Annotated in this window: 17 protein-coding genes and 1 riboswitch; of the genes, 4 read left to right on the top strand and 13 right to left on the bottom strand. The window is 51.6% G+C overall.

The features are described 5' to 3' along the window. Positions 1–25: 25 nt before the first annotated feature. From KI362_RS16390 to KI362_RS16365, 6 genes are all read right to left on the bottom strand, one after another. Complete coding sequence (locus KI362_RS16390; RefSeq protein ID WP_301628679.1) at positions 26–1102, bottom strand: GT-D fold domain-containing protein; 1077 nt, start codon at positions 1100–1102, stop codon at positions 26–28. A 17-nt stretch (positions 1103–1119) separates the two neighbouring features. Then, entirely contained in the window at positions 1120–1863 is a 744-nt protein-coding gene (locus KI362_RS16385) for a sugar phosphate nucleotidyltransferase (protein ID WP_301628677.1), read from the bottom strand. Beyond that, positions 1860–2630 carry a glycosyltransferase family 2 protein gene (locus tag KI362_RS16380; RefSeq protein ID WP_301628676.1) on the bottom strand — a complete coding sequence of 257 codons (771 nt, stop codon included), beginning with the start codon at positions 2628–2630 and terminating at the stop codon, positions 1860–1862. Before KI362_RS16380 ends, KI362_RS16385 begins: the two co-directional genes overlap by 4 nt. Next, the gene (locus tag KI362_RS16375; protein WP_301628674.1) at positions 2630–3661 is read right to left on the bottom strand and encodes a glycosyltransferase family 2 protein; all 1032 of its coding nucleotides are present in this window, start codon (positions 3659–3661) and stop codon (positions 2630–2632) included. The genes KI362_RS16380 and KI362_RS16375 overlap by 1 nt, the downstream gene beginning before the upstream one ends. A 156-nt stretch (positions 3662–3817) precedes the next feature. Next, a complete protein-coding gene (locus tag KI362_RS16370; RefSeq protein WP_301628671.1) occupies positions 3818–4645 on the bottom strand; it encodes a glycosyltransferase family 2 protein in 828 nt (275 codons plus the stop codon). A 156-nt stretch (positions 4646–4801) separates the two neighbouring features. Then, complete coding sequence (locus KI362_RS16365; protein WP_301628670.1) at positions 4802–5953, bottom strand: glycosyltransferase family 4 protein; 1152 nt, start codon at positions 5951–5953, stop codon at positions 4802–4804. 276 nt (positions 5954–6229) lie between these two features. On the opposite strand from KI362_RS16365, the gene KI362_RS16360 reads away from it, so the two are divergent. Continuing rightward, positions 6230–7327, top strand: a complete 1098-nt coding sequence (locus KI362_RS16360; RefSeq protein WP_044481832.1) for a YheC/YheD family endospore coat-associated protein — start codon at positions 6230–6232, stop codon at positions 7325–7327. A 9-nt stretch (positions 7328–7336) separates the two neighbouring features. Here the strand turns inward: KI362_RS16360 and KI362_RS16355 are convergent, their stop codons facing one another. From KI362_RS16355 to KI362_RS16345, 3 genes are read right to left on the bottom strand one after another with little or no spacing between them, the layout of a single operon-like run. Beyond that, on the bottom strand, positions 7337–8149 hold the full coding sequence (locus tag KI362_RS16355; RefSeq protein WP_301628668.1) for an energy-coupling factor transporter transmembrane component T family protein: 813 nt from the start codon (positions 8147–8149) through the stop codon (positions 7337–7339). Next, positions 8146–9762 (bottom strand): ABC transporter ATP-binding protein, encoded by a 1617-nt coding sequence (locus tag KI362_RS16350; protein WP_301628666.1) that lies wholly within the window; start codon positions 9760–9762, stop codon positions 8146–8148. Before KI362_RS16350 ends, KI362_RS16355 begins: the two co-directional genes overlap by 4 nt. 2 nt (positions 9763–9764) lie before the next feature. Then, on the bottom strand, positions 9765–10403 hold the full coding sequence (locus KI362_RS16345; protein WP_301628665.1) for an ECF transporter S component: 639 nt from the start codon (positions 10401–10403) through the stop codon (positions 9765–9767). A gap of 100 nt (positions 10404–10503) precedes the next feature. Further along, a riboswitch (TPP riboswitch) is annotated at positions 10504–10615 on the bottom strand. Between the two features lie 382 nt (positions 10616–10997). On the opposite strand from KI362_RS16345, the gene asd reads away from it, so the two are divergent. Further along, positions 10998–11819, top strand: coding sequence for an archaetidylserine decarboxylase (gene asd / locus KI362_RS16340; protein ID WP_301628663.1), 822 nt, complete (start codon positions 10998–11000; stop codon positions 11817–11819). Here asd and KI362_RS16335 read toward each other — a convergent pair. Continuing rightward, complete coding sequence (locus KI362_RS16335) at positions 11784–12692, bottom strand: hypothetical protein (protein WP_301628661.1); 909 nt, start codon at positions 12690–12692, stop codon at positions 11784–11786. The two genes, asd and KI362_RS16335, sit on opposite strands and share 36 nt — an antisense overlap. Before the next feature lie 211 nt (positions 12693–12903). After that, complete coding sequence (locus KI362_RS16330; RefSeq protein WP_044481837.1) at positions 12904–13689, bottom strand: helix-turn-helix transcriptional regulator; 786 nt, start codon at positions 13687–13689, stop codon at positions 12904–12906. Positions 13690–13866: 177 nt separating this feature from the next. Here KI362_RS16330 and KI362_RS16325 point away from each other — a divergent pair, with 177 nt between their 5' ends. After that, positions 13867–15165 carry an aminotransferase class I/II-fold pyridoxal phosphate-dependent enzyme gene (locus tag KI362_RS16325; RefSeq protein ID WP_044481838.1) on the top strand — a complete coding sequence of 433 codons (1299 nt, stop codon included), beginning with the start codon at positions 13867–13869 and terminating at the stop codon, positions 15163–15165. A gap of 99 nt (positions 15166–15264) precedes the next feature. Further along, positions 15265–15378: a YjcZ family sporulation protein gene (locus tag KI362_RS16320; RefSeq protein WP_212941163.1), complete on the top strand. Its 114-nt coding sequence runs from the start codon at positions 15265–15267 to the stop codon at positions 15376–15378. A 70-nt stretch (positions 15379–15448) separates the two neighbouring features. Here KI362_RS16320 and KI362_RS16315 read toward each other — a convergent pair whose 3' ends face one another. Both KI362_RS16315 and KI362_RS16310 read right to left on the bottom strand, forming a co-directional pair. Continuing rightward, positions 15449–16663: an ABC transporter permease gene (locus KI362_RS16315; protein ID WP_301628657.1), complete on the bottom strand. Its 1215-nt coding sequence runs from the start codon at positions 16661–16663 to the stop codon at positions 15449–15451. A gap of 3 nt (positions 16664–16666) precedes the next feature. Then, the gene (locus KI362_RS16310) at positions 16667–17413 is read right to left on the bottom strand and encodes an ABC transporter ATP-binding protein (RefSeq protein ID WP_301628656.1); all 747 of its coding nucleotides are present in this window, start codon (positions 17411–17413) and stop codon (positions 16667–16669) included. Positions 17414–17425: the final 12 nt, after the last annotated feature.

Raw genomic sequence — 17425 nt, 5'->3', positions numbered from 1 at the left:
CCTTGTCGATTGGCGGAGCCTTCTGCTAAGCGCCACTCTCAAGTTTATTCGCCAAATGGCCGAAATCGAACGCCGGCTTGCCTAGCCGGCTTGCAATTTCCGTGCAAATCAGCACCGCCGCAATCCCCGCCGCCACCAGCGCAATGTCAAAGGCGTAGCCTGATGCAGCACGCACAACCAACTCCGTATCATGAACACCTCTGACCGGTGTAATAAGACCGCTAATCTCAATATCATGCGGCTGCAATGCCAGCGCAAGCCCTTCTGCCCGATTGCCGACGATCAGCACCTTCCTGCCTTGAAGCAGCGGAAGCAGCAGCCCTTCTTCCTCTAAGGCGTAATTCACCGTAGAGGAAGTAAGCCGAAGGCTTGCCGGGTTCAGGCCGTAATGTCTGAAAACCGGGAGCAGCAAGCCTTGGAAGGAAGGATGCCGCGACTGCGGGACACCGATGATATCCGCCTTGCGCAATGCGTCAGCAAGTGCCTCGCGGATCGAATGTGCCGGAAGCTCTACCCCGCTATAGGGGAGGAAGGGTCCACGCTTACGCACTTCCTCCACCGGCAGAATCGTGTCATGAGCCAACGTCAAAAGCTCTCCATCACCGAGCCGGATAACCGACAAATGAAGTTTGTCATCCATGGCATCCTGCAGCGCTCGAGCTACCTCGTGCGGAGGGAGCAGCGGGATCATCTCTTCCGGAGCGAGCTGCCGGATGCCTGAAGCGATTAAGCCTTCGACCGTCACGCCGGGCATAATCATGTTCGGCGGGAGCAAACGTGTCACGATCCCCTCTCCGCCCTCAAAGTATCCTTCTCGGTAGCCGGCTTCATAGGCATCCCGGAGTGAAGACTCCAGCATACCCGCGGAATTCTCCTGCTCTTCTCCTTCTAACGAGGGGTTCTCCGATTCCGAATCCATGATAAGGTCATGCTCTTTCTCATACAGAACCGGAGAATCCGCTTGCCCCCGCAATGTCCGGGCGGATCTGCGTCTGCCTGAACGCCTCCGATCACGGTAACCAGATTTGCGTTCACGGGAAAGCTTCGTAGAAAACCTTCTCCTTCTCCGCCTGCTCCACTTTTTGCCCGGTCTGGTCCTCATCTTCCTACCTCCCGCTGTCAAGGTTTCTTCTCGGGCCCCGTATCCTTCATTTGCTCCGCAGCAGCATGCAAGGACTCAAACGTTCCTGCATCCGTCCACCACCCATGCAAGATGTCGTATTCGAGCTTCCCCTCGCCGGCATACAAGTTATTGACGTCCGTAATCTCAAGCTCCCCCCTGCTGGACGGCTTGGTAACTGCAATGTGCTCAAATACTTTATCATCGTACATGTAGATGCCGGTGACACAGAAATCAGACTTGGGATGCTTCGGTTTTTCTTCAATATATGAAATCAATTCAGGATGATTCGGGTCAAAGACCGGAACTCCGTATCTCTCGGGATCGTCGACTCTCTTCAACAACACCCTGGCCGACCCGGCAGGCTGCTCGGCGAATTTGTCGACGAAAGGCTTCAGACTCTCAAGAAACAGGTTGTCGCCGAGCAAAACTACCAAGCGGTCGCCTGGAACAATATAGCCGCGGGCAAGCTCCAATGCTTCGGCAATCCCTCCTGCATTCTCCTGGATTTTATAAGTCAGCCTGACACCCAGATCGCTCCCGCTCCCTAAAAAGTCGGTGTATAGTCCGGCGGACTGTTTGCTGATAATCAACAAGATATCCGTAATTCCTGCCTCTTTAAGTTTTTCGATCCCGTAGCAGATCATCGGCCATTCGCCGACCGGAAGCAAATGCTTGTTAATCAGCCGGGTTAAAGGTAATAATCTTGTGCCTGTTCCTCCCGCCAAAATGACACCTTTCACGAACTCTCCTCCTTTTGAATGAACTGCCGGGGATCGGCTCCCCATTTATTCATAAACCGTTTACGGTTATTTTCAATTAAGAGCTTCCACTCCTGTGGCTGCGTTTCTCTAAAGCTCGCACTGCCCTCATGATAAATAAAGGTGTCTTTGCAAATGAGCAGCCTGAAGCCTTCCTTGACAGCCCGGTAACAATAATCGTCATCCTCATAATGGCCAGGCGAAAAATCCTCGTCCAACGGCCCTATCCTTTCGTAAACACTTCGCTTGAACATTAGGCAGAAGCCGATGAGCCGCTTTACTTCCATCCATTTTGAACGATCCGTACGGTTAAATATCCTCGCAAATTCTATCCATCCATCGTCATCCTGTCCGCCAAGACCGGCAGCGATCTGCTGCTCTCCGCTCGCATAATTCGTTACCGGCCCGACCGCCCCGATATCCTCCGCGCTGTTTAAAGCGGTCAGAAGCTGTGAAAGCCAGTTCGGGGTAACCCTGCAGTCATTGTTCAGCAAAAGCAGCTGTTCCCCAGCGGCGACAGCCAGCCCCTTGTTGCAGGCCACCGGGAATCCCCGGTTCTCGGGCAAGGAAATCAGGATCAGCCGCTCCTTCCGGCAATATTCCTTCGTCCCATCATTTGATCCATTATCCACAACGATAATCTCATAAGGAACATCCGTATACTTGCGGATCGATTCTATGCATTTTATCAACAGTTCTAATCCGTTATAGGTGGGAATGATAATACTTGTCATTGTCCGGCTGCTCATCACCCATTCCTCACTTTCGCCAATTGCGAACGAGAGGCAGTTTCCCAGCTCAGCTTCGTCCCTTTACGGCGTATCGCCTCATTCAGCGCTTCCAGATGATCGCCTAAAATAAGCAAGAGCACGCTGTTCCCCGCTCCCGAATTTCCTTGCCGGAGCCTGTTGCGACTGATCACATCTGCGGAACAGGGCGCTGCTACCGTAAGCCCCTCCATGATCGCGATTGCCTGTGCCATCGGAGGAACCAACAGCATTTCGGTCCCTACTGTCTCAAGAGCTTTTCTTGATAAAACATGAGGGACGGCGGTTAAGGAGTTGCTTCGCAAATCCGGGCGGTCGAGCGCCTGATTCAAATACAGCTTGCATCTCGTTACTTCATCCTGCCGTTCATAAGGAGGAAGATAGCGGGAAATATCATTTAATACGACATCCGCCCCCTGTTCCTGTTCGTACAAAAAAGCGCCAAGCTCTTCGGCGGGCACCTCCATGTCACCGTCCACAAATAATATCGAATCGCCCGTCACCAAAGCGGCTCCGACGGATCGTCCAACATCATGGCCGAGCCGGTCCGGAAAGTTTACCAATATAATGTTTTTACGCCATGCCACCTTGGAGAAGCTGTTATCTGTGCATCCATTCAGAACCACGATAATTTCACTCAGGGGCAAACGCTCCAGCTCATTGATCACCTTTCCAATCGTATTTTCTTCATTACAGGCGGTAATGACGGCGGAAGCCTTCGAGACCAGCGGCAGGGGTACACCATAAATGCTCTCGTTCTCCTGCCTTGAAGCCGCATAGCCCTTCTGATAGGAAGAGCATAGAGCTAGAGCCTCAGAATATGGCGGCCGGTTTCCTGCAGTATGATCAGCGAACCAGTCTGTCAAAGCGCTTTGAAAATGACTTCGGGACATAGGGACGTTAATCTTCCCATGCAATTGCAGCGCCTCCGCTCCGGCTTGGGCTCCTGCCGCATAAGCGGCTGACAAATCCAGCTTCGGCCGGGGGGGCTCCGACTTTCCAGTTCTCTGCACCGGACGACGTCTGTTCCGTTCTTTCCTCACCGGGCCAACTGGGTGAAAAAACGTTCTGCCTCGCCGGGTTGTCTTTTTCCGGCCTCTGAAAACGGCAGGTTTATTGCGTCTTTTTCGTGTTCTGATGATTTTCTTGGATCTGGTCACCTTATCTGCTCACCTCACTCTTTCACGAAGCCGCCCGAGATCGGAAAATCCACCGCGGGGACCAAGCCGGTTCAAGAGCAGCTGGGCCGCCTCCAAATGATCGCCAATCACGATCGCGGTCAACAAATCCCCCTTCCCCTGCTGCCTGAGCCGGGGCCTTGGACGGTTTAAGCGCCCGACATTCACGGAGTGCACAGTCTGAATCTCCAATCCGCCCAGAACGGCGGCCACCTGGGCGAGCGGCGGCTTCTCCAGCGCCTCGAAGCCTATTTGAAGTACGGCATGTCTGCTAAGCGCATGCGGTACTGCTGTTAATGAAGCTCCCTTTATATCGGGTCTGCCGAGGAAAGAATTCAATGTGTGCTTGGCACTGACGACCGGATGTGCTTCCTGACTTTGAACCGGTCCGTCATAATCGTTCAGAGCCACATCTATCCCGGATAACACTGCAGCCGTGAACGGCCGTAAATCCCTAGCTGGAACAACCATATCTCCATCGACGAACAATAATACTTCACCCTTTGCATGTCTGGCACCGATCGCCCGCGGGACATCATGTCCCAACGGGTCCTTGTATTCAAGAACAATAGCGCCAAGTCTTCTTGCTAGCCGTACGCTTCCGTCCGTACAACCGTTTGCCACGACAATAATTTCGGTCTTCGGGTGTACTCTGGCAGCTTCCCGAATCACCCCGGCAAGTGTCCGCTGTTCATTCATAACCGGAATGATGACAGATACGACCGGCTTGGGATCGCATTGAAAGAATGCTCTACTCCGTTTTACTTTTTGGAGGGGCGACCGTCTTTTCCGATGACTGAGCCGTATTCTCTTATCCATCAAGGTCCATCCTTCCAGATATTCATAATGGCTGGAATATAAGATAGCTTATGCGGCGTTTCGCCCTATGTAACGGCAAACGTACAGACTTCGCCCGATGCAAGCCCCAATTCAGCAAACAAGCGTAGATACCTTTCGAGCTAGGCTCACAGGCATTTACGCTTGTTTGGCTGAAAATATGGATACAAAGCGGTCGGCGGTATGCCGCCATCTGAAGCGGCTCCGTATCGCCTCCAGCCCGGCCGTTCCCATCCGGCGGCGAAGCTTCTCATCATTCAATAGCCTTACGATCCCGTCCGCGAGCCTGCCATCAAGATGTTCCGAAGGAATCAAAAAACCTGAATGTCCATGCTCCACAATTTCGGGAATACCGCCGGCATCGGACGCAATGACGGGAATACCCGAAGCCATCGCTTCCACATTCACGAGTCCGAAAGCCTCCTCCTGACCCGAAGGAACAACTACAACATCCGCCAGATTGTACCAGTCCGCTACGCGGGGATAGGGCGTAAACGGTTGAAAAATGACGTGATCCGGCCAAGAGGACGCAAGCCCCTTCAGATGCCTGACGTAACTTGTCTCGCCGGGTCTGCTGTAAAAGGCGCTGCCGACAACGACGAACAGAACGTCAGGATGGGTTCGGGCGACATGGGGAACCGCCTTAAGCAGAGCATGCACCCCTTTTTCTGGAATCAGCCTGCCGACGAAGAGGACGATTTTGCGTCCGCTCCATCCGTATTCCGCCATTCTCGCCTGACGAAGACCTTCGCCAACCGGGGTCCAACGGGGCATGAAATCTTCAAGACTCGCACCGAGATGATTTACATACATAGGCAGCGACAATCCCGGATAACGGTACTGGACCTCCCGGCGCAAATAATCGCTGTTTACGCTAATTCCGTCAAGCGCGCGCAGCTTACTTATCATAAGGGAACGCGAAGGATTACGGCTTTTGATAAAAGTTGTTGAATGCAGCGACAAAATCACTCTGACGCCTGGAAGATTCTGCTTGATCAGATAAGCCAGCGCCGGCCGATTATGCACATCAACCGCCTCAGGCTGCCATGATTTGAGATGGGAGAGAATCGACGGATAATATGCGGCTCCCTCCGCTACCCTGATGCACGGAACATCGCCAATCTTTTCCCGTGCATTCATATGTTCGCCTCTCTTGCCGAAGACCGTGATATCCAGCCGATCCGATGCAAGCGGGACAATTTTTTCAATAACTCTTTCTACCGAACTGCTTCTACCCGAAGGAATAATAAAGGAGCCCGGTGTCACGACAGCGATTCTGGGTCGGTTCACAACCTCTTCCCTCCTAGCCAGCCATTCATGCTCTTATCAGTAGTTATACGAGGGAGCTTTTTCTTTGGTGACTATTTAGGAGGCAATTCCAAATACTAACCTGTCCTCATCCATATCCCCTGTGGTGAGAACTTGACTCTTTTGAACTTGGCTATAAATCAGGCTGTTAACCTCCCTCATCCGTCCATGCTGAGCCGGGGAAAATCACATACTGTGAAGAGAAGGGAACAGGGCGGGCGCATGACAATGACGTACCGTAAAAAAGGAGGGAGCGCCATGCCACCCGATTATGTCGGTATCCTGCTAAATGCCAGAACACACCGGGGAGCGGAAAGAGGCAGAACCGGACAGGAAGCTCTGCCCTTCTATGAAGAAGCTGCCGCCCTTTACGATCTGAAACCTTGTTATCTGTGTCTGGACAATATCCATCCCGATTCCGGTAAAAGTCTCGTTTATCTGAAAGAGAAAGACAGACTCAGAAAAGTGGTCATTGAAACTCCGGGAGTCATTCATAATCGCGCGATCTATAAAGCCCCTTCCGCCTTGCGAAAAATTCGCATCCTTCAAGAGCAGGGAACCATCATCTACAACCACAACAACCGTTATGGCAAAGATGAGATTCATCGTCTGCTGGCGGAGCATCCCCTGCTGTCGCATCACTTGCCTGCTTCTTTACAAGCTACGTCGGGCAATATAGAACTGATGATGGAGCGTTATAACGACCTGCTGCTCAAACCGGCAAGCGCTTCGGTCGGACGCGGAATTATGCGTCTCAAGCTGGATAACCGGGGATGGAGCCTGCTCTACAAGGCCCGCCGGACGGCGGATCTTTGGAAGGTGCTTCGCCTTGACAAGCGAGGGACACTGCCCGCCTGGGTAAAGCGAAGAGTCACGCAAATTCCATATTTGATTCAGGAAAGGCTGCCGCTGGCTGAAATAGACGGCCGCCCCCTGGATGTCCGTGTAACTGTTCAACGGGGTCTGAGCGGAGATTGGGCGGTTACAGGACTGTATGCCAAAGTTTCCGCTCCGGGAAGATTCCTCTCCAATCTTGCTCAGGGAGGCAGCGCTTTTCCCGCCGAGCTGTTACTCCGGCGCATATTTCCGCCTTTCACAACAGCTCGCGCCCTGACGGACAGCCTGGATCTGGCCCTTAGGGCCGCAGCTTACCTGTCCGGCCGTCTGCCCTTGCTCGCCGACCTTGGCATGGATATCGGAATTACGAATAACGGGCAGGTATATCTTATTGAATGCAACGGCAGAGATCAGCGTTACGGCTTTCGGAAAGCCGGAATGAACGAAGTATGGTTCGATACGTACCGACAACCTATGGCTTTTGCACGTTATTTGCTGCAGCATTCAGGATCCTGCTGACTCCGTCAATCAAGTATTGGCGGAATATCTTACATCCGTGATATGAAATAGCGGGAGACCATCGCTTAGAGCCAGGGCTGCAATAACCGCTGCTATGAAGATCGCCGCCGCCAGCGGATCATAACGCGAGAAGCGCGATGGGTAATAGTAGGTTCTACGGCCATTCCCGTCGAAAGCCTTCGCCTCCATCGCGACCGCCACGCGGTGGGCTCTTCGAATACTTTGGGACAGCAGCGGGACCGCGTACATCTTGATTCCGGCAATCCATCCCCGCGGCCCCTTCAAACTTCGCGCCCCCCGAATACGGAGCGCATTCCGCCTGATCAGGAATTCCTCCCAAACCATCGGCAGCAGTCGGATGGAGGCCATAAAGCTGTACGCATATTTGGGAGGAAGCTTTATTTTCTGCATCAAGGCGTAGAACATATCTACAGAAGATGTTGTAAGAACGAACAGCAGCCCTTCAGACGCAATGGTCACCGATTTAAATCCGATATGAATTCCGCGGTAGAAGCTCTCCTCCGTAATTCGGAATAATCCCCATTCCCACCACAGCACATCCCCTTTACCGAACAGGATCATTGTCGAAGAGGAGGATATAAATACCAGGCCGAAAGACAGCACAAGCAAGAGCACCTTCCAGAAGGAGTACCCGCTTTGCCAGAACAACAGCAGCGTAAATAGCACCGCCTGGTAGAACATAAAATCAGTCCTGTGCGTAAATAAGGCCACAAAAAAGAGCCCGATGACGAACAGTAGTTTAAGCACCGGATTAGCCCGGTGCATCCATGTGATTGCGGAGGGAGTCAGCCATGTATTCATAGCATTGCCTCCGCCATGCCGGCTTCGCATATATGATGCGGGAGCAGGGTTCCCCGGTCCGTGTACCCATAATCGGTCAGGGTTCCTTCTCTGACTTCCCATCGGCGGGTAGCTACCGCTTCCGCGATCTGTTCCTCGTGAGTCACCATCACAATCGCCACTCCACTGCGCCGAAGATCCTCGCACAAGTTCAAAATGGCAAACGTGTTCACAGCATCCTGTCCGAACGTCGGCTCATCAAGCAACAACACCGGTCTCTTCAGGACGGCCGCGCCCGCCACGCTCAATCTCCGCTTCTGTCCAAGTGATAATTGGTACGGATGGCGCTGCTCCAGTCCGGCAAGACCAAATTGGTCCAACGCATGATCCACCCGCTGCCTGATCTCTTCGGGAGATAATCCCTCTTCCCTTAAAGAAAATCCGATCTCCTGATCCACCCGGTTCTCGACAAACTGAAACTCGGGATTTTGAAAGACGAATCCGATTCTCTTCGACAGCGATTGGACTTGTCGTTTTCGAAGCTTTTTTCCCCCGAACCGTTCCCCCAGCAGATGATAACTACCTTCAGAGGGAAGCAGTCCCATTAGCGCAAGCAGAAGCGAGCTTTTTCCGGCTCCGTTCGGCCCCGTAACCGCAATAAAATCTCCAGCGTACACCTCGGCCCGCTTGACTTGAATGACTTTCTGGTGCCCGCGAAAGCCCCGGAACTCGGAGAGTTCGATAATAGGCCGGTCCAACCGTTCGGCTGAAGGCAGGAAAGGACCTGAACCTGGCTGAAGGCTCCCGCCCTGTTCTATTTGACTGCCTGCCGTAAACCGAAAACGACTCCAGACGCCAGGATGCCAGATCCCGTACTCCTCCAGCTCCTTTCGGCAGTGGACAAACAATTCCTCGGGAGCGCCTTGGCCCAGAAGCTGTCCGCTTGGTCCGAACAAAGCTACCCGATCCACAAGCCCCAAATCAAGCAATTCTTCGATCCGATGTTCGACGATAATGAGCGTCCTGTCCTCCGCCACCTCAGAAACCGCCTCCCAGATCTGTCTTCTTCCCTCGGGATCCAGCAGGGCGGAAGGCTCGTCAAGCAGCAGCACGTCGGGATCCATCAGCAGAATGGAGGCCAGCGCCAACCGCTGCTTCATGCCCTGGGACAATGTCCCGATCAGAAGATGAATTTCCTTCAAATCGAGCCCTACTTTTCTCAGCACATCGCGCATCCTGGGCAGCATTTCTTCCCTAGCCACCCCCCGGTTTTCCAATACGAAAGCCAACTCTTCATCCACATAAGGCATACAAAACTGAGCGTCCGGGTCCTGGAACAGCATTCCCCAGGAAGCAGGAAGCACTTGCCCCGAGCATCTCATAGGCACCTCCACAAGTCCCGGAACGATGCCTGCAAGCACTTGGAGCAGCGTCGATTTCCCGCTGCCGCTTGGTCCTAATACAAGCAGCTTCTCCCCTCGTTTCACCGAAAAGGAGAGGTCTTTGAAAACAAATGCTTCCCCTTCGGGAAATTTAAGCCGCAAATCCCAAACCGCAGCGGCCAGTGAGACGGTATCGCCAGTTGCTTCAGCATGTAAGTCCGAAGATATGGCTTCACAATGCAATCCACCCATCTCTAATCTTCCAAAGCCGCATAATCTCGTTCTGCTACTGGCCGAAGCAGAGAGGTGACTCCGGTGGCCTCCACCGCCTTGGCCAGCGCAAAGGCCAGGTAACCGGCGATCACAGCTGAACTGACTGCCCGCATGCCGTACTTGGCGATTAATAGCCAGGTTTGGGTGTCCCCGACATAACCGTAGTAAATATCGGGAATCAACGATCCCGCAGCGGCGCCAACACCTGCCAAGGCCGCCACGGAGCCTGAAAATTTACGATACCGGAACAACGCAAATACCAGCTCCGCCCCAAGCCCTTGCAGTACGCTATACAGCACCAGTTGAATTCCCCATTCACTGCCAAACAGAATTTCCACATGTGCTGCAGCAACCTCAGCAAGCAGAGCGACTCCCGGCTTACGAATCAGTAAAAAGACCAGCGTTGGAGCAATGAACCACATCCCGTACACCAGTTCATCCGCCTGAAAAAACAAGGGGGAGAACAACTTGTATACCGAGCTCCAAAAGTGATAGACCACTCCAAGGACGACAGAGATCAATACCGTTACCAGAATATCACTCAGCTTCAGCCCCTTGCCTCCTCTGCCGTTTGGAGCGAGACGGCTCCCTCCGCTTCTTGAATTTCTTTGTTCATTCATCCTTGATCTCTCCTTCTGTTTGATATTCCGGGATACGCAAAAAAACCGGCTGAATATGCTCAGACGGCTGTAAATTGGCCTGCCTATACAACAAAAGTGCATGACAAGACGACAGATTCTCTACGCTGGCATTATCCAGATCAGATTAACGGTTCGCAGCGGATTATGCTGCTATCTCAGCCTGATTCACTCAAGCTCCCGTATCCCGTATTCAATTGACACTACTATACTCCAAAACCTTCCAGAGACACAAGCTAAAAATATAGACAATATAAGTTGAACTATAAATCTGAGTAGAAAGGGCATAAGTGTGAAGTGTGCTGAAGTGAAAGCTTTCTGCAGGAAAGCTGCTTCGGGAGCATAAGCTCGTAAGCGTTCGCCTTTGTGAGTGGATTTCTACCGTATAACATCTTAGTTCAATTCAAGAAATCCGCGAACAACAGCGATCGTAAGCACACTTCACACGTTGCCCCCAAGACGTAATATTCAATAGTTCAACTTATATCTATATTGATTTCGTCCTTATTCTGTGTCAATATTAGCGGAAGTGAGAACAGGAGGATGCCTGTTCAACAAAGGTTAGGGGGATATACATTGGCTGTGAACTGGATGAAGTGGATGACTGAACTGTCTTCCCGAAAATGGATTTCTAACTTAATGGGGCGATTCTCCCATTCAGGGATGAGCCGGCATCTGATTCCCTGGTTTGCCAAATCTTACGGTATTCCGCTGCATGAGGCAGAGAAGGAAGTGCGTGAATACCAGACATTGAATGAGTTTTTCACGCGAAGACTGAAGGCGGGGATGAGAACGCTTCAATTATCGGAGCACGGATTAATTAGTCCGGTCGATGCAAAAATCACCTACATGGGGGAGATTTCTGCAGGGACGATTCTTAATGTGAAGGGGCAGGATTACAGCGTATCCGAGCTGCTTAATCATTCGCCAAGATTACCGGCTTACGAGCATGGATATGCGTTCGTCCTATACCTTAGCCCAACTGATTATCACCGAATTCATGCACCCGTATCGGGAACACTGCTCGAGAAGGAACATATTCACGGTAAGGTTTATCCTGTTAATGAGTTCGGAATGCGTCATATGAACAAGGTATTGAGTCGGAACGAGCGGCTGATTACCTATATTCGACATTCTTTAGGTGAGCTTGCCTTGATCAAGGTTGGGGCTATGAACGTCAGCAGTATCCGTTATAGCGACGACAAAGCCGTCTCCTGGAATCAGGGCGACGACCTTGCTTATTTCGAGTTTGGCTCCACCGTTGTGCTTCTTACCCAGAATGGAACGTTTCAACCTGATCCTTCGCTAAAAGAAGGCCAGAAGGTTCAAATGGGGCAATCCTTGGGAGCTTTCCTGGTTCCCTCAGTTAACATCGACGTTGCCGACGTCAACAGCTAAGGAGATAGAGCCGTCTTTACCCATGCGGCTCTTATTTAAGCTGCTGGACACTTCCCCCAGTCCCACTTCTGTATCTACACTGCTATCCACAGTATCCGCAAGGGTGGCATGAATATCCCCCAGTGCAACGTTTACGGCAAGCTTGCCTTTGTTCTCAAGGGACTGGACATCCAATTCGACGCTTCCTGTCGAGACATTAATCTTCGATGCCCCTGCAATTCCAGCCGAGACGAGGTCAACATTCCCCACCTCATTTTTTAATTCGAACGCCCCTGTCAATCCGGTCAACTCGATATTCCCGACGTTATTGGATACCTTGTAGGAGCTTATAGCTGTCGGCAACTCGATCTTATAATCCACCCCGAATCCATTGTTCTTATATTTAGACTTTGCCCAGTCCCACAAGTCTTTCCGTTCGTCGTCCCTGGCATGAACCCGGATGCGTGCTTGTGTCCCCTCTGCCTGTATTGAGACTGCAGCCTGTTCAAAAACCTTCTCCAGGTTCTTGCTGACTGACTTGCTGTTCAGATCGTAAATTCGGGCAGATACCCGAATTTGGTCGTCCGCGCTTGAGGCAATCTCAATATTGCCTATTTCGTGGTCGATAATCATCCCGCTGACTTTTCCTACAGATGAAGAGGCTTCCAGTACAAGGCTATCTGAATCATTTCCCAGCGCGGTCAATTCCTGTCCCTCTTCTACCGCTCGGGCTACGGCTTGCGCAGCTGAATTCACGGCTTCCTTTGTACCGCCTCCAATGACTCCGTCTACCGACTCCTCCACGGATTTACACCCGGACAGCAGCATGAACGATAATACCGTCACCCCTGTGACTAAAGCCACCTGGCTAAAGCTCGACCTTTTCTTATTCATAAATAATGTTCCTCCTTGATTGTAAGCCCAGTGAACAGGTGAAGTGTCCTTTGACCGCTGTTGTAATTTTTTCTCAATATTCTATTTCAGTATAGATTTTTGAAGTCGAATTAAATACCACCCTCAGACTGGTATTCTACTGGACCAAAGTCGAGTACAAAAAAAACGGACATGGCATTGAGGGCCTGTCCGCTTAAGCATGATCTCACATTCAGCGAATTTCTGAGGGACTTTTTCCGGTGTATTGCTTGAATTGTCTGCTAAAAAAGAAAATATCACGGTAGCCAAGCGCATCGGCTACCTCAGTCACATTCATTCCAGCGTGAAGCAGCAAATGCTGAGCGCGGTCAATTCTCGATTTGATAATGTAAGACTGCACGGATTGTCCGATAATTTCTTTGAACTTGATGGAGAAATATCTTGGAGACAGCCCGGCGCGTGCCGCCAAATCCTCTACTTTATGATTCAGACTGGGCCGCTGCAGTACATAATTGGCAATTTCCTGAATGACTTCATTCAACTGGTTGCTTACCTTTTTTTCCTGGGGAACTCCGCGTTCTTCACGGAGCAGGTGAATGAGCATTTGCTTCAGCAGAAGTCTCGCCTCCTCTTCAGCCCCGTAGGCCTTCACAAGGAACAGGCGGACATAGCGGGAGAGCATGTATTCAAAATCCAGCCGATCCTCCAGCTTGCGGTAGGAGACTGGAACCTCCTCCGCCGGCTCACTGACATCGAAATGGATGTACGTTAATACGAGCGGGCGCTGAGGGTTGTGGGTCGCACTGGTGTGATCGCCCTTGCGGAACAAAAAACAGCTTCCGGGGCCGACTTCAATCGGGTGGTCATTCAATACGACAGTGCCTTCTCCACTCCACACATAGAACAAGTCGTAGTTCTGCAGAGGCTTCTCGCGCTTATGCCATTTCCAACCGGGCTCGCACACAATTTTGGCAAAGGCCGGCTTCAAAATGAACGAGGACGGTGATAAATGTAGCATCGTTTAGCCTCCTTAAATCTTGATATTTTTCTAATTATACTCCGAAATGATCATTTCATAAATATCCTCATTCATCTATGATTTGACCGTGACGTTTCATAGGGCAGATGATATAATGTTAGGCAATTATAAAAGGGAATCGCCCATTACAACCGATCGGAAGGATGAATAAAGAAAATGAATCCACTTGCAGAGCAACTGAATGAATCTCTGAAATCCGGCAACATTCATGTGTATGACATGCTGTCCGAGCTGGGCCGGGAGATTTATTTCCCGAAGGAAGGCATCTTGAGCCAATCCGCCGAAGCAGCGGCAGGCGCTAAAAAGTTCAATGCAACCATTGGCATCGCGACCGAAAATGGCGTACCCATGCATTTACCTGCCATTCAGGACTCCTTATCTGCCTACAAACCGCAGGACCTTTATCCTTATGCTCCTCCAGCAGGCAAGCCGGAGCTCCGCAAGGTATGGCGGGAGAAGATGCTTGCCGAGAATCCGGCGATGGCGGACAAAGCCTTCGGCAATCCGATTGCGACCAATGCGCTGACCCACGGCCTGAGTATTGTTGCCGATTTGTTTGTGGATGAAGGCGATGCAGTTATTTATCCTGACAAGAACTGGGAAAATTATGAGCTGACCTTTGGAATCCGTCGTCATGGCGCCATTGTCAATTATCCATTATTCACAGAGGATATGCGATTCAACAGCCAGGGATTGCGGGAATCGCTGCTGGCCCAGAAGGATAAGGGCAAGGCTGTCGTGATTCTCAACTTCCCGAATAATCCGACAGGCTACACGCCGGGGGTATCGGAAGGAGAAGAAATCGTCTCTGCGATTCTGGAAGCTGCCGAGGCCGGCATTAATGTTGTAGTAGCCACCGATGATGCTTACTTCGGGTTGTTCTTCGAAGATTCCATGCACGAATCCCTGTTTGGCAAATTGGCCGGGTTACATCCACGGATCTTACCGATTAAAGTGGATGGTGCGACTAAAGAAGAATACGTGTGGGGCTTCCGTGTCGGCTTCATCACCTATGCCTCTGAGGATGCCGGTGTTCTGGCCGCGCTTGAGCAAAAGACTACCGGCATTATCCGGGCCACGATTTCAAGCGGAGCCCACCCTTCCCAGACCTTTGTGCTTGAAGCTCTGAAGTCTCCGGATTTCCAGGCTCAGAAGGATGCCAAGTTCAAGATCATGAAGGGACGTGCCAATAAGGTCAAGGCCTTGCTGGACAGCGGAAAATACGGAGACGCATGGGGTTATTATCCGTTTAACTCGGGATACTTTATGTGCCTGAAGCTTAAAGATGTAAACGCAGACCAGCTGCGTCTTCACCTGATTCGCGAATATGAGGTCGGAACAATTGCGCTGGGAGATACCGATTTGCGGATAGCCTTCTCCTGTATCGCGGAGGAAAACCTGGAAGAGCTGTTTGATCTTATTCATCGCGGCGTTCAGGACTTGCAGAACAGTTAATTTTACAAATGGACCGTTATACCCGCCCAAGCATCCCCCTGAATACGCTCATAGAATACTGTGTATTATCGATCTATTCTTAGAGAAAGGGGAATGAGCATGAGCGGAGTAGAAGAAGTAAGAGGCGGATATGGCGGTCTGTGGACCAGCACTGGTGTAATTCTTGTTCTTTTCATCCTGCTGGTTATTATCAGCCGGACTTTCTTCATCTAAGGGATCGGTTTCAAGTCTTTACATGATAAAACCGCCGGAGCTGTTATTGCTCCGGCGGTTTTTGTGCTGTTCAATCCTCTTCTTCCTCGCGCCACTTGCGATTCCAGTTGCTTCTCATAGCGTATACCAGGATAAGACCAGCCGCCAACGATCCTCCGAGATATATCAACGGACCGTCTCCCTGCGGCAAGAGCGGGAGCCACATCATCACAGCAGCTCCTGCCAGGGTCCGGCTTCCCAGATCGGCGGCCTCCTTTTTTCGTGCACCGGACGGAAGCGGGTAATACAGTGCTGCCGAGGAATCCCGGTGAGCATGGCGGAGCACACTCAGTTGGGCACCGATCAGGAAGACAAAGAACAGATAGAGCCCCAGCCCCAACCATGTTCTGCCGCACCAGCCGACCAGGATGGCACCGAGAATCGTAAGTCTCGCTCCGATTCCCAGCAGTTCGCCGCGAACTAATGTTTTCGTCAGCAGGTAGCGGTATGCCCCTTCTCTGGACCAGGAAATCCGCTTGCCGATCCAGTCCAGCCAGCGCCGCGGCGATACCCCTTGTCCTTCGGCAGGGACGTCTACAAACCATCCCAGCACCAGCATATTTTTAGCCGCACTCGCCTTCTCCGCTGCAATCAGATTCTCCCAAGGAACCCGATGCTTCATGGGGAAACGCAAAGCCAGCACATAATTCACCATAACCAAAATCAGAAATAACAGACTTTTCCAGGCGGGTTGCCAGATCCAGGCTGCCAGCAGCAACAGGAGCACGGACCACCGCAGCAGGTGGAAGCCTGTCCTTGCGCGATGGGATGCAATTTTTAACTCCTGCCATGCACCATAGGCTCCAGCCAGCTTAAGTAAAAGAAGTACGATTAGCCAGAACCAGAACGGATGCCGAATACCGTCGCTTCGTTGATACAGAGGCCATAGCACTAGAAGAATAAAATAAGTGCCTAGCAGCTTATACAGGATCCCGCTCCAAAAGGCCGGCCTGAAATACTTGGACATTGAAGCTTCCTGAGGCAATAAAAAGACGGAATCCGCCGGATGAATGTAAGTCCGGAATCCCGAGTAAATCACCGCAGGTCCCAGCAATAGAAGCATAATCCAGCCGATAGGCAAGCCTTCCGGAATATGCTGAAGAAAACGGGTATACCAGGCCGAAAATGCGATCATCAAAATCAGCAGCAAGACCGCTACTCCACTCTGAAACACATAAGGCAAGTAAGGAAGAATCTTGCTCCAATGCAGCGCTTTGCGCCGTTTGCGCAGTTCCACAAGATCCATGTCTTAATCTCCGCCTTTGACCAGATTATAGAAGATGTCCTCCAGCGTTGCTCCCGGCATCCCCGCGGCCTGAGCAATCTCCTCCAGCGTGCCCTGGGCGATGACGCTACCTTGGTGCAGAACCACAAACCGGTCACAATAGTTCTCAATGGTGGACAAAATATGAGAGCTCAGCAGGATAGAAGCTCCGCTCCGCTTCAGATCCATCATGAAATCCAGCAAGGAACGAATGCCTAGCGGGTCCAGACCAAGAAACGGTTCGTCGATGACATACAGGGAAGGTCTGGCAATAAATGCGCACATAATCATGACCTTCTGCTTCATGCCCTTCGATAGGTGAAGAGACAGGCTATCCGCCTTCTCCTCCATGCGAAAGAGCTTCAGCAAGGCTGCCGCACGCTCTTCATATACCTCTGATGCAACATTATACGCTCGTGCCGCAAATTCCATATGCTCCCGAACGGTAAGCTCATCGTAAAGAAGCGGTGATTCCGGTACAAACGCCAAGGCAGCCTGATATGCTTCGGGATCCTCGTCCCGGGTATGGCCGAGCAGGCTAACCCCTCCTTGATGCGGGGTCATGAGACCAAGAATATGCTTCATGGTCGTGCTTTTTCCCGCTCCGTTCAATCCAATCAGACCGACCATTTCGCCCGGGCTGACCTGAAACTCGATGTTGTGCAGGACCGGCCGGCCCAGACTGTAGCCTCCGGTTAACCGCTCAATTTGCAGGACAGGCGTGTCATTCATTTCATTTCCCCC

Source organism: Paenibacillus apis, assembly GCF_018333295.1.
GTDB lineage: Bacteria > Bacillota > Bacilli > Paenibacillales > Paenibacillaceae > Fontibacillus > Fontibacillus antibioticophila.
Note: the sequence above shows the minus strand (reverse complement) of the source record. Positions and strands in the feature narration are given on the sequence as shown.